The sequence below is a fragment of the Vibrio sp. Vf1514 genome (assembly GCF_052076135.1).
Classification (GTDB): domain Bacteria; phylum Pseudomonadota; class Gammaproteobacteria; order Enterobacterales; family Vibrionaceae; genus Vibrio; species Vibrio furnissii.
This window is the reverse complement of sequence record NZ_CP197267.1, coordinates 43593-56825: the sequence shown is the minus strand read 5'-3', so window position 1 is coordinate 56825 and position 13233 is coordinate 43593. Positions and strand designations below refer to the sequence as shown.

General features: G+C 51.3%; 10 protein-coding genes, 4 tRNA genes and 3 rRNA genes. 4 read left to right on the top strand and 13 right to left on the bottom strand.

The window, feature by feature from the left end; genetic code table 11:
• The first annotated feature begins 54 nt into the window (after nucleotides 1-54).
• Nucleotides 55-948 carry an HTH-type transcriptional activator IlvY gene (ilvY, locus tag ACS18Q_RS00285; protein ID WP_004728351.1) on the top strand — a complete coding sequence of 298 codons (894 nt, stop codon included), beginning with the start codon at nucleotides 55-57 and terminating at the stop codon, nucleotides 946-948.
• A gap of 98 nt (nucleotides 949-1046) precedes the next feature.
• Here ilvY and ACS18Q_RS00280 read toward each other — a convergent pair.
• The 7 genes from ACS18Q_RS00280 to ACS18Q_RS00250 form a co-directional block, all read right to left on the bottom strand.
• Nucleotides 1047-1137 (bottom strand) — tRNA-Ser (locus ACS18Q_RS00280).
• Nucleotides 1138-1238: 101 nt separating this feature from the next.
• Nucleotides 1239-1354, bottom strand: a 5S ribosomal RNA gene (gene rrf / locus ACS18Q_RS00275).
• 94 nt (nucleotides 1355-1448) lie between these two features.
• Nucleotides 1449-4339 (bottom strand): 23S ribosomal RNA (locus ACS18Q_RS00270).
• A 350-nt stretch (nucleotides 4340-4689) separates the two neighbouring features.
• Nucleotides 4690-4765: transfer RNA gene (locus ACS18Q_RS00265), tRNA-Val, on the bottom strand.
• 28 nt (nucleotides 4766-4793) lie between these two features.
• Nucleotides 4794-4869 (bottom strand) — tRNA-Lys (locus ACS18Q_RS00260).
• Between the two features lies 1 nt (nucleotide 4870).
• A tRNA-Glu gene (locus ACS18Q_RS00255) sits at nucleotides 4871-4946 on the bottom strand.
• A 67-nt stretch (nucleotides 4947-5013) separates the two neighbouring features.
• Nucleotides 5014-6566, bottom strand: a 16S ribosomal RNA gene (locus ACS18Q_RS00250).
• The 16S, 23S and 5S rRNA genes sit together here with 4 tRNA genes alongside, the layout of an rRNA operon.
• A gap of 537 nt (nucleotides 6567-7103) precedes the next feature.
• On the opposite strand from ACS18Q_RS00250, the gene ACS18Q_RS00245 reads away from it, so the two are divergent.
• Complete coding sequence (locus ACS18Q_RS00245) at nucleotides 7104-7652, top strand: gamma carbonic anhydrase family protein (protein WP_004728799.1); 549 nt, start codon at nucleotides 7104-7106, stop codon at nucleotides 7650-7652.
• Here ACS18Q_RS00245 and ACS18Q_RS00240 read toward each other — a convergent pair.
• From ACS18Q_RS00240 to ACS18Q_RS00225, 4 genes are all read right to left on the bottom strand, one after another.
• Complete coding sequence (locus ACS18Q_RS00240) at nucleotides 7645-7911, bottom strand: DUF1488 domain-containing protein (protein WP_232658313.1); 267 nt, start codon at nucleotides 7909-7911, stop codon at nucleotides 7645-7647. The genes ACS18Q_RS00245 and ACS18Q_RS00240 overlap by 8 nt on opposite strands.
• 2 nt (nucleotides 7912-7913) lie before the next feature.
• On the bottom strand, nucleotides 7914-8744 hold the full coding sequence (aroE, locus tag ACS18Q_RS00235; RefSeq protein WP_441257230.1) for a shikimate dehydrogenase: 831 nt from the start codon (nucleotides 8742-8744) through the stop codon (nucleotides 7914-7916).
• A gap of 61 nt (nucleotides 8745-8805) precedes the next feature.
• A complete protein-coding gene (gene hemF, locus ACS18Q_RS00230) occupies nucleotides 8806-9720 on the bottom strand; it encodes an oxygen-dependent coproporphyrinogen oxidase (protein ID WP_441257229.1) in 915 nt (304 codons plus the stop codon).
• Between the two features lie 19 nt (nucleotides 9721-9739).
• Nucleotides 9740-10297 (bottom strand): L-threonylcarbamoyladenylate synthase, encoded by a 558-nt coding sequence (locus ACS18Q_RS00225; RefSeq protein WP_004728791.1) that lies wholly within the window; start codon nucleotides 10295-10297, stop codon nucleotides 9740-9742.
• 198 nt (nucleotides 10298-10495) lie between these two features.
• Here ACS18Q_RS00225 and purE point away from each other — a divergent pair, with 198 nt between their 5' ends.
• Both purE and ACS18Q_RS00215 read left to right on the top strand, forming a co-directional pair.
• Nucleotides 10496-10981 carry a 5-(carboxyamino)imidazole ribonucleotide mutase gene (gene purE / locus ACS18Q_RS00220; RefSeq protein ID WP_004728789.1) on the top strand — a complete coding sequence of 162 codons (486 nt, stop codon included), beginning with the start codon at nucleotides 10496-10498 and terminating at the stop codon, nucleotides 10979-10981.
• Nucleotides 10982-10984: 3 nt separating this feature from the next.
• Nucleotides 10985-12118: a 5-(carboxyamino)imidazole ribonucleotide synthase gene (locus ACS18Q_RS00215; RefSeq protein ID WP_441257228.1), complete on the top strand. Its 1134-nt coding sequence runs from the start codon at nucleotides 10985-10987 to the stop codon at nucleotides 12116-12118.
• Between the two features lie 33 nt (nucleotides 12119-12151).
• Here the strand turns inward: ACS18Q_RS00215 and ACS18Q_RS00210 are convergent, their stop codons facing one another.
• The gene (locus tag ACS18Q_RS00210) at nucleotides 12152-12730 is read right to left on the bottom strand and encodes a DNA topoisomerase family protein (RefSeq protein ID WP_004728785.1); all 579 of its coding nucleotides are present in this window, start codon (nucleotides 12728-12730) and stop codon (nucleotides 12152-12154) included.
• A 25-nt stretch (nucleotides 12731-12755) separates the two neighbouring features.
• Nucleotides 12756-13232 carry a DUF494 family protein gene (locus tag ACS18Q_RS00205; RefSeq protein ID WP_004728783.1) on the bottom strand — a complete coding sequence of 159 codons (477 nt, stop codon included), beginning with the start codon at nucleotides 13230-13232 and terminating at the stop codon, nucleotides 12756-12758.
• Nucleotide 13233: the final 1 nt, after the last annotated feature.

Genomic DNA, 13233 nt, shown 5'->3' with positions numbered 1-13233 from the left:
CAAAGTGATATATTCACAATTAGTTATTGCAATTAATGCAACGTGCGAGTTCCCATGAACATTAAAACTTTACAGCTGTTTTTGCATCTGTGTGACAGCATGAATTTCAGTAAAACCGCGACCGCGATGCACGTCAGTCCATCAGCGCTCAGCCGTCAGGTCCAGAAACTGGAAGAAGAGATTGGTCATGCTCTGTTTGTCCGCGACAACCGAAGCGTTGAGCTCACGCCAGCAGGGAGCAAACTGCTGCCTGTCGCGATGCGCATGATCAATGAATGGCGTCAGTTTCAATTCGAACTCAATGATCAAGAAGCCAAATTAAAAGGTGAGATTCGCCTTTTTTGCTCCGTGACCGCTAGCTACAGTCATCTGCCTGAACTACTGAATGCTTTTCGTTTAAAGCATCCCTACATCGAATTCAAACTGCTGACAGGCGATCCAGCACAAGCGATCGATAAAATCCTCAATGATGAAGCAGATATCGCCATCTCCGCCATGCCAGAAAGTCTGCCATCCCGGGTTGAGTTTGAAACCATCAGCGAAATCCCACTGTCGGTGATCGCGCCGATTGGCATCAGCAGCTTTGTCGAAGAAGTACAAAAAGAGCACCCTGACTGGACACAAGTACCTTTCATTGTGCCAGAAGTCGGAACCGCACGGGATCGAGCGAATGCTTGGTTTAAGAAGATGAAGATTAAGCCCAACATTTACGCACAGATTGCCGGACATGAGGCGATCGTGAGCATGGTGGCTTTGGGGTGTGGTGTCGGAATTGCGCCGGACGTGGTGATCAACAACAGCCCTGTGCGAGAGAAAGTACAGCGACTCGCCTTCTCACCGATCAAACCATTCAAGCTTGGGGTGTGCTGTAAGCGCTCACAGCTCGATGATCCGTTGGTTCGAGCGTTGTGGCGAGTGGTGTCATCCAAACGCAGTATTGTTGACTGAATATGCTAGCCGCAATCACTGCGGCTTTTTTTACGATTCATTTTCACCATGACAAATGACAAAAAGCCCGCTGATTGCTCAGCGGGCTTTTTGAATAGTGGCGGAGAGATAGGGATTTGAACCCTAGGATAGCTATTAACCATCGCCGGTTTTCAAGACCGGTGCTTTCAACCACTCAGCCATCTCTCCACAAATTGTCACTAAAAATCGAGTCTTATACAGATGATGCTGGATCTTTAGCTGTGTTTTCAAATTATTCCTTAAAATGAATATCTGAAAACGATATTAAAGCCTGGCGATGTTCTACTCTCACATGGGGAGACCCCACACTACCATCGACGCTGTTTCGTTTCACTTCTGAGTTCGGAATGGAATCAGGTGGGTCCAAAACGCTATGGTCGCCAAGCAAATTCTTAAAATTCGGAAAGCTGTTTTCTATTCTCTCAACACATTCTTATGCGCTTAGCTTTGAGTCCACTACAAAACCCCTTGGGTGTTGTATGGTTAAGCCTCACGGGCAATTAGTACAGGTTAGCTCAACGCCTCACAACGCTTACACACCCTGCCTATCAACGTTCTAGTCTCGAACAACCCTTTAGGACGGTTAAACCGTCAGGGAAGACTCATCTCAGGGCTCGCTTCCCGCTTAGATGCTTTCAGCGGTTATCGATTCCGAACTTAGCTACCGGGCAATGCGTCTGGCGACACAACCCGAACACCAGAGGTTCGTCCACTCCGGTCCTCTCGTACTAGGAGCAGCCCCCTTCAATCTTCCAACGCCCACGGCAGATAGGGACCGAACTGTCTCACGACGTTCTAAACCCAGCTCGCGTACCACTTTAAATGGCGAACAGCCATACCCTTGGGACCGACTTCAGCCCCAGGATGTGATGAGCCGACATCGAGGTGCCAAACACCGCCGTCGATATGAACTCTTGGGCGGTATCAGCCTGTTATCCCCGGAGTACCTTTTATCCGTTGAGCGATGGCCCTTCCATTCAGAACCACCGGATCACTATGACCTGCTTTCGCACCTGCTCGAACCGTCATTCTCGCAGTTAAGCGGGCTTATGCCATTGCACTAACCTCACGATGTCCAACCGTGATTAGCCCACCTTCGTGCTCCTCCGTTACTCTTTGGGAGGAGACCGCCCCAGTCAAACTACCCACCAGGCACTGTCCTCAACCCGGATAACGGGTCTAAGTTAGAACATCAAACATACAAGGGTGGTATTTCAAGGTCGGCTCCAACGCAACTGGCGTCACGTCTTCAAAGCCTCCCACCTATCCTACACATGTAGGTTCAATGTTCAGTGCCAAGCTGTAGTAAAGGTTCACGGGGTCTTTCCGTCTAGCCGCGGGTACACTGCATCTTCACAGCGATTTCAATTTCACTGAGTCTCGGGTGGAGACAGCGTGGCCATCATTACGCCATTCGTGCAGGTCGGAACTTACCCGACAAGGAATTTCGCTACCTTAGGACCGTTATAGTTACGGCCGCCGTTTACCGGGGCTTCGATCAAGAGCTTCGACCGAAGTCTAACCCCATCAATTAACCTTCCGGCACCGGGCAGGCGTCACACCGTATACGTCATCTTACGATTTTGCACAGTGCTGTGTTTTTAATAAACAGTTGCAGCCACCTGGTATCTGCGACTCTCATCAGCTCCATCCGCGAGGGACTTCACCATCAAGAGCGTACCTTCTCCCGAAGTTACGGTACCATTTTGCCTAGTTCCTTCACCCGAGTTCTCTCAAGCGCCTTGGTATTCTCTACCCGACCACCTGTGTCGGTTTGGGGTACGATTCCTTACAATCTGAAGCTTAGAGGCTTTTCCTGGAAGCATGGCATCAATGACTTCACACCCGTAGGTGCTCGACGTCGTGTCTCAGCCTTAAAGAGAGCCGGATTTACCTAACTCTCAAGCCTACGCACTTGAACCTGGACAACCGTCGCCAGGCCCACCTAGCCTTCTCCGTCCCCCCATCGCAATTGTAAGAAGTACGGGAATATTAACCCGTTTCCCATCGACTACGCTTTTCAGCCTCGCCTTAGGGGTCGACTTACCCTGCCCCGATTAACGTTGGACAGGAACCCTTGGTCTTCCGGCGGGGAGGTTTTTCACCCCCCTTGTCGTTACTCATGTCAGCATTCGCACTTCTGATACCTCCAGCATGCTTTACAACACACCTTCAACGGCTTACAGAACGCTCCCCTACCCAATACGATAAATCGCATTGCCGCAGCTTCGGTTTACAGCTTAGCCCCGTTACATCTTCCGCGCAGGCCGACTCGACTAGTGAGCTATTACGCTTTCTTTAAATGATGGCTGCTTCTAAGCCAACATCCTAGCTGTCTGAGCCTTCCCACATCGTTTCCCACTTAGCTGTAATTTGGGACCTTAGCTGGCGGTCTGGGTTGTTTCCCTCTCCACGACGGACGTTAGCACCCGCCGTGTGTCTCCCGGATATTACTTACTGGTATTCGGAGTTTGCAAAGGGTTGGTAAGTCGGGATGACCCCCTAGCCTTAACAGTGCTCTACCCCCAGTAGTATTCGTCCGAGGCGCTACCTAAATAGCTTTCGGGGAGAACCAGCTATCTCCGAGTTTGATTGGCCTTTCACCCCTAGCCACAAGTCATCCGCTAATTTTTCAACATTAGTCGGTTCGGTCCTCCAGTTGATGTTACTCAACCTTCAACCTGCCCATGGCTAGATCACCCGGTTTCGGGTCTATATCCAGAGACTGAACGCCCAGTTAAGACTCGGTTTCCCTACGGCTCCCCTATATGGTTAACCTTGCCACTGAATATAAGTCGCTGACCCATTATACAAAAGGTACGCAGTCACCCCACAAAGGAGGCTCCTACTGCTTGTACGTACACGGTTTCAGGTTCTATTTCACTCCCCTCACAGGGGTTCTTTTCGCCTTTCCCTCACGGTACTGGTTCACTATCGGTCAGTCAGGAGTATTTAGCCTTGGAGGATGGTCCCCCCATATTCAGACAGGATAACACGTGTCCCGCCCTACTCGATTTCACTGAACATGCGCTGTCGGCTACGGGGCTATCACCCTGTTTCGCGGTCCTTTCCAGAACCTTCACCTGACGCATGTAAAGCTTAAGGGCTAATCCAATTTCGCTCGCCGCTACTATCGGAATCTCGGTTGATTTCTTCTCCTCGGGGTACTTAGATGTTTCAGTTCCCCCGGTTCGCCCTGTTAACCTATGTATTCAGTTAACAGTAACTGCTTATGCAGTTGGGTTTCCCCATTCGGAAATCTCAGACTCAAGTGGCTGTTACTGCCTAATCTGAGCTTATCGCAAGTTACTACGTCCTTCATCGCCTCTGACTGCCAAGGCATCCACCGTGTACGCTTAGTCACTTAACCATACAACCCGAAGGAGTTTCGGGTTGTTGTTAAACAACCTAGGTGTCACACATTTAATTTACATGAGTGTGTGACTGATTTTGCCGGACTCAATTTGAAGACTTACTGAATCAGTAAGCTTCGATACCAAGCACACTTGAATGTGTTTGTTGGTGTATTCCGTTAAGGAATACATTGAGAACTTTACAAACAACAATAAATTGTTGTTTTGTCAGCTTTCCAAATTGTTAAAGAGCAATGCCACTTTCTATCGAAAATAACACTTTCTAAGGATCCTCAGCGTCAGAAATCCGAACCACACCCGTTTTACTGAAGTGGTTTGGCTATCCTATCCAAAAATACTTAGAGAGTGGTGGGCGATACCGGGTTCGAACCAGTGACCCCCTGCTTGTAAGGCAGGTGCTCTCCCAACTGAGCTAATCGCCCACATTATTTGATTTCCTGTGGCAGGAAATGGTGGGTCGTGCAGGATTCGAACCTGCGACCAATTGATTAAAAGTCAACTGCTCTACCAACTGAGCTAACGACCCGTGGTATCCCGTAGGGGAGTCGAACCCCTGTTACCGCCGTGAAAGGGCGGTGTCCTAGGCCTCTAGACGAACGGGACACTAAGATACTCTTCACATCTAAACCGTATCAATCTGTGTGAACACTCATCGCAATAATCATTCGTATAAGGAGGTGATCCAGCGCCAGGTTCCCCTAGCGCTACCTTGTTACGACTTCACCCCAGTCATGAACCACAAAGTGGCAAGCGTCCTCCCGAAGGTTAAACTACCTGCTTCTTTTGCAGCCCACTCCCATGGTGTGACGGGCGGTGTGTACAAGGCCCGGGAACGTATTCACCGTGGCATTCTGATCCACGATTACTAGCGATTCCGACTTCATGGAGTCGAGTTGCAGACTCCAATCCGGACTACGACGCACTTTTTGGGATTCGCTCACTTTCGCAAGTTGGCTGCCCTCTGTATGCGCCATTGTAGCACGTGTGTAGCCCTACTCGTAAGGGCCATGATGACTTGACGTCGTCCCCACCTTCCTCCGGTTTATCACCGGCAGTCTCCCTGGAGTTCCCGACATTACTCGCTGGCAAACAAGGATAAGGGTTGCGCTCGTTGCGGGACTTAACCCAACATTTCACAACACGAGCTGACGACAGCCATGCAGCACCTGTCTCAGAGTTCCCGAAGGCACCAAAGCATCTCTGCTAAGTTCTCTGGATGTCAAGAGTAGGTAAGGTTCTTCGCGTTGCATCGAATTAAACCACATGCTCCACCGCTTGTGCGGGCCCCCGTCAATTCATTTGAGTTTTAATCTTGCGACCGTACTCCCCAGGCGGTCTACTTAACGCGTTAGCTCCGAAAGCCACGGCTCAAGGCCACAACCTCCAAGTAGACATCGTTTACGGCGTGGACTACCAGGGTATCTAATCCTGTTTGCTCCCCACGCTTTCGCATCTGAGTGTCAGTATCTGTCCAGGGGGCCGCCTTCGCCACCGGTATTCCTTCAGATCTCTACGCATTTCACCGCTACACCTGAAATTCTACCCCCCTCTACAGTACTCTAGCCTGCCAGTTTCAAATGCAATTCCGAGGTTGAGCCCCGGGCTTTCACATCTGACTTAACAAACCACCTGCATGCGCTTTACGCCCAGTAATTCCGATTAACGCTCGCACCCTCCGTATTACCGCGGCTGCTGGCACGGAGTTAGCCGGTGCTTCTTCTGCAGCTAACGTCAAAGAGTGCCGCTATTAACGACACCCCCTTCCTCACTGCTGAAAGTACTTTACAACCCGAAGGCCTTCTTCATACACGCGGCATGGCTGCATCAGGCTTGCGCCCATTGTGCAATATTCCCCACTGCTGCCTCCCGTAGGAGTCTGGACCGTGTCTCAGTTCCAGTGTGGCTGATCATCCTCTCAGACCAGCTAGGGATCGTCGCCTTGGTGAGCCCTTACCTCACCAACTAGCTAATCCCACCTGGGCATATCCTGACGCGAGAGGCCCGAAGGTCCCCCTCTTTGAGCCGAAGCTATCATGCGGTATTAGCCATCGTTTCCAATGGTTATCCCCCACATCAGGGCAATTTCCCAGGCATTACTCACCCGTCCGCCGCTCGCCGCCCAACAAATCCCCCGAAGGTTCAATGTTGTCGCTGCCGCTCGACTTGCATGTGTTAGGCCTGCCGCCAGCGTTCAATCTGAGCCATGATCAAACTCTTCAATTTAAGATTTTGTGGCTCAATGAATACTGACTTCAAATTACCTTAGTAATTCAAAGCTATTATCGTTCCAACAGAACGATAATGAATTGACTGTGCCGATACCGAAGTATCGCTTGGTCACTCAGTTCATTGATACCTAAGTTGATTCTTTAGAATCATCTTTGATTATCATCAACGAGTGCCCACACAGATTGATAGGTTTATATTGTTAAAGAGCTTTCTTCCTGCTTCAGCGACTGAGTCACCGTGGAAGAGGCGGCCATTTTAGCGAGATAAACTGTCGTGTCAAACACTTTTTTCAGTTTATTTTCGCGAGCTTTTCAGCTCTGAAAATGACCTTGCTGAACCACTGCTTTCGTTTCTTTCGAAGCTTTGCCGTGTCAGCGAGGGGGCATTATAGAGATCGAGTTCACATTGGCAAGCGCTTTTTCACGTTTTTTTTGATTTTTTAATTGTTTGACTGTTTTTTATTCGTCACAGGTTATTTCGACTACTATTTCTCTTTTACACTGCCCTGAACAGCCCAAATAAGGAGGCGTCATGAGCGCAATTCGTAGTTATAAAGGTATCACTCCGCAGATTGGTGAACGTGTCTATATCGATGAAAGTTCAGTTCTGGTCGGCGACATTCAGCTTGGCGATGACGCCAGTGTTTGGCCATTGGTCGCGGCGCGCGGCGATGTGAATTACATCGAGATCGGCGCGCGCACCAATATTCAAGACGGAAGTGTGTTGCATGTGACGCATAAGAATCACGAGAATCCCGACGGCTATCCGTTGATTATCGGTGAAGATGTGACCATCGGGCATAAGGTCATGCTGCATGGCTGCACAATTCACGACCGTGTATTGGTGGGCATGGGCACCATTGTGCTGGATGGCGTCGTCATCGAGAGCGATGTGATGATTGGTGCCGGCAGTTTAGTTCCGCCGGGAAAACGTTTAGAAAGTGGTTATCTCTATATAGGTAGTCCGGTGAAACAGGCTCGCCCCCTCAATGAGAAAGAGAGAGCTTTTCTAGTGAAGTCTGCTGAGAACTACGTCAACGGTAAAAATGACTACCTAATGCCCGTTGAGAATATTAGCTAATCACGTCGATTTGTCCGCGCTGGTTGTAGTCTTCTTCTTCAATCAGCGCTTCCGCTATCTCTTCCAAATCAAAACGCAGTGTCTGAAAAATGGCTAAAGCCTGTTGCTCACCATCAATCGGCTGTGCCGCCAGACGGCTGAGTTCGGCAAGCGTCACCACACACTCAATCAACGCACCAGCTTGTTGCGCCGGAAACACCACGGCTTGCAGCTCCTCATTCCAAGTTTGTATATCCGGAAATAAGATCGATTGGTTCATGATTAACCTTCTAAATTTTTGCGCAGTTCACGCAGAATCTGTTTCGTCCCCGGACGCAAACCGCGCCACAACATAAAGCTTTCTGCCGCCTGCCCCACCAGCATCCCCAAACCGTCATACGCTTCAGCGCAACCACTGTCTAATGCCCATTGGTTGAAAATGGTGTGACCTTTGCCATACATCATGTCGTACGCCACACTGGTCGGCTTGAAAATCGCGACGGAAATGTTTGGAAGGGCACCATCCAGACTGGCCGACGTCGAGTTGATGATCACATCAAAACCAGAATTCAACTGCGCCATTTCCACAGCGTTCACCTTACCGTACGGCGCAAAGCTCTCCGCTAACTGCTGCGCTTTGACAAAGGTGCGGTTCGTAATGGTCACGCTGGCGGGCTGTTTATCTAATAAAGGCTTAAGCACGCCACGCGCCGCGCCGCCGGACCCAATCAACAGAATTCGCGCGTCCTGCAACGGCACCTGATGCAGCATCAGATCCTGCACCAGACCTTCACCATCCGTGTTGTCCCCCAGAATGCCGCCATCATCGAGTTTTTTGAGCGTGTTAACCGCGCCAGCCAGTTGCGCCCGTTCCGTCAGCCGCGAGGCAAACGTGAACGCCGCTTCTTTAAACGGAACGGTGATGTTGCACCCTTTACCGCCGTGGGCAAAGAAATCTGTCGCGGCTTGCACAAAACCATCCACGGGCGCGAGTTGCGCGGTGTAGGTCATGGCCTGATTGGTTTGACGGGCAAATAGGGTATGAATGAAAGGTGATTTACTGTGGCCGATCGGGTTGCCGAACACCGCATACTGATCGTGTTGAAAATCCATGTTCCTGCCTGAAATAAAAGAGGGTCGCTGTATGCGACCCTATCACTCACTACTGGCGCTGTCACCACTCGCGCGGTACTAAAAATTGCTGTAATTCCGCTTCGGCGCTCCCCGCCTGTGGCTGATAACGGTATTCCCAGCGCGCCAACGGCGGCATCGACATTAGAATCGACTCGGTGCGACCACCCGATTGCAGGCCAAACAGCGTGCCACGGTCAAAGACCAAGTTAAATTCGACATAACGGCCACGGCGGTAAAGCTGGAACTCGCGTTCGCGTTCACCATACGGGGTCACTTTGCGGCGCTCAACAATCGGCAGATACGCCTGCGTGTACCCTTTGCCGACCGCCTTTATATAGTCAAAGCACTGCTCAAAGCTCCACTGATTGAGATCGTCAAAGAACAACCCACCGATACCGCGAGTTTCCTCACGATGCGGCAGGTAGAAGTAACGATCGCACCACGCTTTATGCTCAGCGTAGACTTCATCACCAAACGGCGCGCACAGCGCTTTTGCCACACGGTGCCACTCATGACAGTCTTGCTCAAACGGATAGAAAGGCGTGAGATCAAATCCGCCGCCAAACCACCAAATCGGCGCCTCACCCTCTTTTTCCGCAATGAAAAAGCGCACGTTCGCGTGCGAAGTCGGTACGTACGGGTTATTGGGATGCATCACCAATGACACGCCCATGGCTTCAAAGCGGCGCCCGGCCAGTTCCGGGCGGTGCGCAGTTGCCGATGCGGGCATCTGCTGACCTGCCACATGGGAGAAATTCACCCCACCCTGTTCAAACACATGGCCGTTGCGCATCACGCGCGTGCGACCACCGCCGCCGAGCTTTTCGCCAGGTTCACGATGCCAAGCATCTTCTTCAAATGTGGCACCGCCATCGACGGCTTCCAACTGCTGGCAAATGCTGTCTTGTAGCGACAACAGAAATTGTTTGACGGCTTCTTTATTGATGGTTGGCATCGTTACTTCCTTTGTTGACTTAGCCTTGTCTCAAAACCTGGAGCGTTTTGGCATCGCGAATTTCACTGGGCTTATTACGACCACCCGTTTCGCCTTGCAGAATCGCCACCAGCTGATCACCGAGTTGCTGTTCGACTTCCTGCGTGGTCATGCACGGCGGCAGGCCCGACAGATTCGCGCTGGTTGACGTCAGTGGCTTGCCATACGCCAAACACAGCTTCTGCACCAACGGATGATCGGTCACGCGCACGGCGATGGTATCAAACTGGCCGCTCACCCAATGCGAAACACGCTCGCTGGCTGGCATGATCCAAGTCACCGGGCCCGGCCAAGTCGATTGCACTCGCTCCAACTGCTCTTGCGTCAGTTGGCTTTCATCAACATAAGGCAGCAGTTGTTGGTATGAGGCCGCGATCAGAATCAAGCCCTTCTCGACCGGACGCTGCTTGAGTTGCAGCAACTTTTCAATCGCCTGCGGATTGTCCGGATCACACCCGACACCAAACACACCTTCCGTGGGATAAGCGATCACTTCACCGGACTGCAACGCTTGCAGTGTATGTTCAAAATTATTCACCAGAGTTTCCTAAATTGAGCTGACTTTCTTATTTGCGGCCTAGTGTACAAATTATCCGGCGCAACGGCTAAATCTAATTCGGGATAAATTATACCGCCACGCTTTCAATCACCGCGCAAACGTTTGCTTGAAAGCAAAATCCCCGTATAATGCGCGCACAAACGCTCACTTAATTTATAACGCTTGAAGGAGTTTGAGATGACCGTCGGCATTATCATGGGTTCAAAATCGGATTGGCCAACCATGAAGCTTGCAGCAGAGATGCTGGATCAATTTGGTGTTGCTTACGAAACCAAAGTGGTTTCCGCGCACCGTACCCCTCAACTTCTGGCCGATTACGCCACCAGTGCCAAAGAGCGTGGACTAAAAGTGATCATCGCTGGCGCTGGCGGTGCCGCGCACCTTCCCGGCATGACCGCTGCATTCACCAGCCTCCCCGTGTTGGGCGTTCCGGTGCAGTCGCGTGCGTTATCGGGACTCGATTCCCTTTATTCTATCGTGCAGATGCCCAAAGGCATCGCGGTTGGCACGCTGGCAATTGGTGAAGCGGGTGCCGCAAATGCAGGGTTACTGGCCGCGCAAATCATTGGTGCATTCGATGAAAGCGTGATGGCAAAAGTGGAAGCGTTCCGCGCCGCACAAACCGAAGCCGTACTGGCTCACCCAAACCCAGCCGAGGACTAATCCATGCACGTATTAGTCTTAGGTTCCGGTCAACTCGCGCGCATGATGTCTCTGGCCGGGGCACCGCTCAACCTTGACATTTCCGCCTTTGACGTCAATACCCAGAACGTGGTGCATCCGCTGACTCAGGCGGTGCTGGGCCATGGTTTGGAACAGGCAATTGCCGGTGCGGATGTGATTACCGCTGAATTTGAACACATTCCTCACGATGTATTGGCCGTGTGTGAGCGCAGCGGAAAATTTCTGCCAAGTACCGACGCGATTAAAGCCGGTGGCGATCGCCGTCTGGAAAAAGCGCTGCTGGACAACGCAGGCGTACGCAACGCCAAATACGCAGTGATCACCAACCGCGCTGAATTTGATGCTGCGATTGATGACGTCGGCATTCCCATGGTGCTGAAAACCGCCTTGGGTGGTTACGATGGCAAAGGTCAATGGCGCCTCAAAACTCCACAAGACAGCGACGCAATATGGGCCGACATGGCACAAGCACTGGCGGCGTCTGAGCATCAGGCGATTGTGGCGGAAGAATTCGTGCCCTTTGACCGCGAAGTGTCACTGGTCGGCGCGCGTGGCAAAGATGGCGAGATTGCGGTCTATCCACTGGCCGAGAATGTGCACGTGAACGGCGTCCTCAGCCTGTCGACCGCTATTGATGCGCCAGAATTACAAGAGCAAGCGAAGCAGATGTTTACTGCCGTGGCTGAAAGCCTGAATTACGTTGGCGTGCTGGCGCTGGAGTTTTTCGACGTCCAGGAGACGTTGCTGGTCAATGAAATTGCCCCGCGCGTGCACAACTCTGGCCACTGGACACAGCAAGGCGCAGAAACCTGTCAGTTTGAAAATCATCTGCGTGCGGTGTGTGGGCTACCATTGGGGAGTACCAAACTGGTTCGCGAAACAGCGATGATTAACATCCTGGGTGAAGACACCTTGCCCGAAGCGCTACTGGCGATGGAAGGCTGCCACATTCACTGGTACGGCAAAGACAAACGTCCCGGACGCAAAATGGGCCACATCAACGTCACTGCAGATTACAGTGGCGAATTGCAGCGTAAACTATGTCAACTGGCAGCAGTTCTCGATCCCAAAGCTTTTCCGGCGGTGCAGGCCGTCGCTCAGCAAATCAAGCACTAACCCCAGCATTTCATACGGACAAAAACGGCGCAATTAAGCGCCGTTTTTTATTTCCGTTTGGGTGTGACCGCATTTTTTATCGGCACACTGATACTTGGTGCCATTGGCGAGTTTCTTTTCAATCAGCAACGGATAACCGCACGCCTCGCATTGCCCCACCATGGGTGGTTGATTGAGTGCAAACTTGCATTTGGGAAACGCATCACAGGCATAGAACACTTTCCCAAAGCGGTTTTTGCGTTCAACCAAATGGCCTTTACCACAATCCGGACAGGGGATTTGCGTTTCCTCGGCCTGCGCCTGAGGCGCTGTATCAAATGATTCGATGTGGTGACACGCTGGGTAATGACTGCAGCCAATAAACATGCCGTAACGTCCCTGACGCAACACCAACTCATGCCCACATGCTGGGCACGGCACACCCAGCTCTTTGATGATGTGACCATCGTTTTGATGCAGGGGTTTGATGAAGTCGCAGCCGGGATACTGGCTGCACCCAAGAAAAGGACCGTGTTTGCCGTGACGCAGTTGTAACGCTGCGCCGCATTTTGGACACGGTTCTTGCGTCAGCGCCTGTGCTGAAAATAACTGGTGATCAATTTTACCGCTCATGGGGACTACTCACGCGCCGATCTGCTTAATGCACAATACCTTGCTCTTTGCTGTACAGCAGCTCTTCCATTAGCGTGTAAGCATTTTCATTCCCCGGCACGTTAAACAGCACCATCAGAATGATCCACTTCAGGTCATCGAGTTCAAACTCATTGGTTTCCAAGCCCATGACACGATCAATCACCATCTCACGCGTTTCAGGCGTCAGCACTTTGATCTGCTCAAGGAACATCAGAAAACCACGCGATTCGGTATCCAAACGCTCCATTTCTTGTGCGGTGTAAATACGCACAGAGGTCGCCGCGCTGGTTGCGATCGCGGAATGTGCATCAGTCTGCTGCAACGCAGCCAGCTCTTCTAACCAGTGAAGGGCTTTATAGATGTCTTTTTGGTGAAATCCCGCTCGAAGCAGTTCATCTTCGAGTTCATCTTGATCCACTTGTAACTCTGCATCGCTATGGATGTAAGTTTCAAATAGATACATCAGAATATCCATCATCATA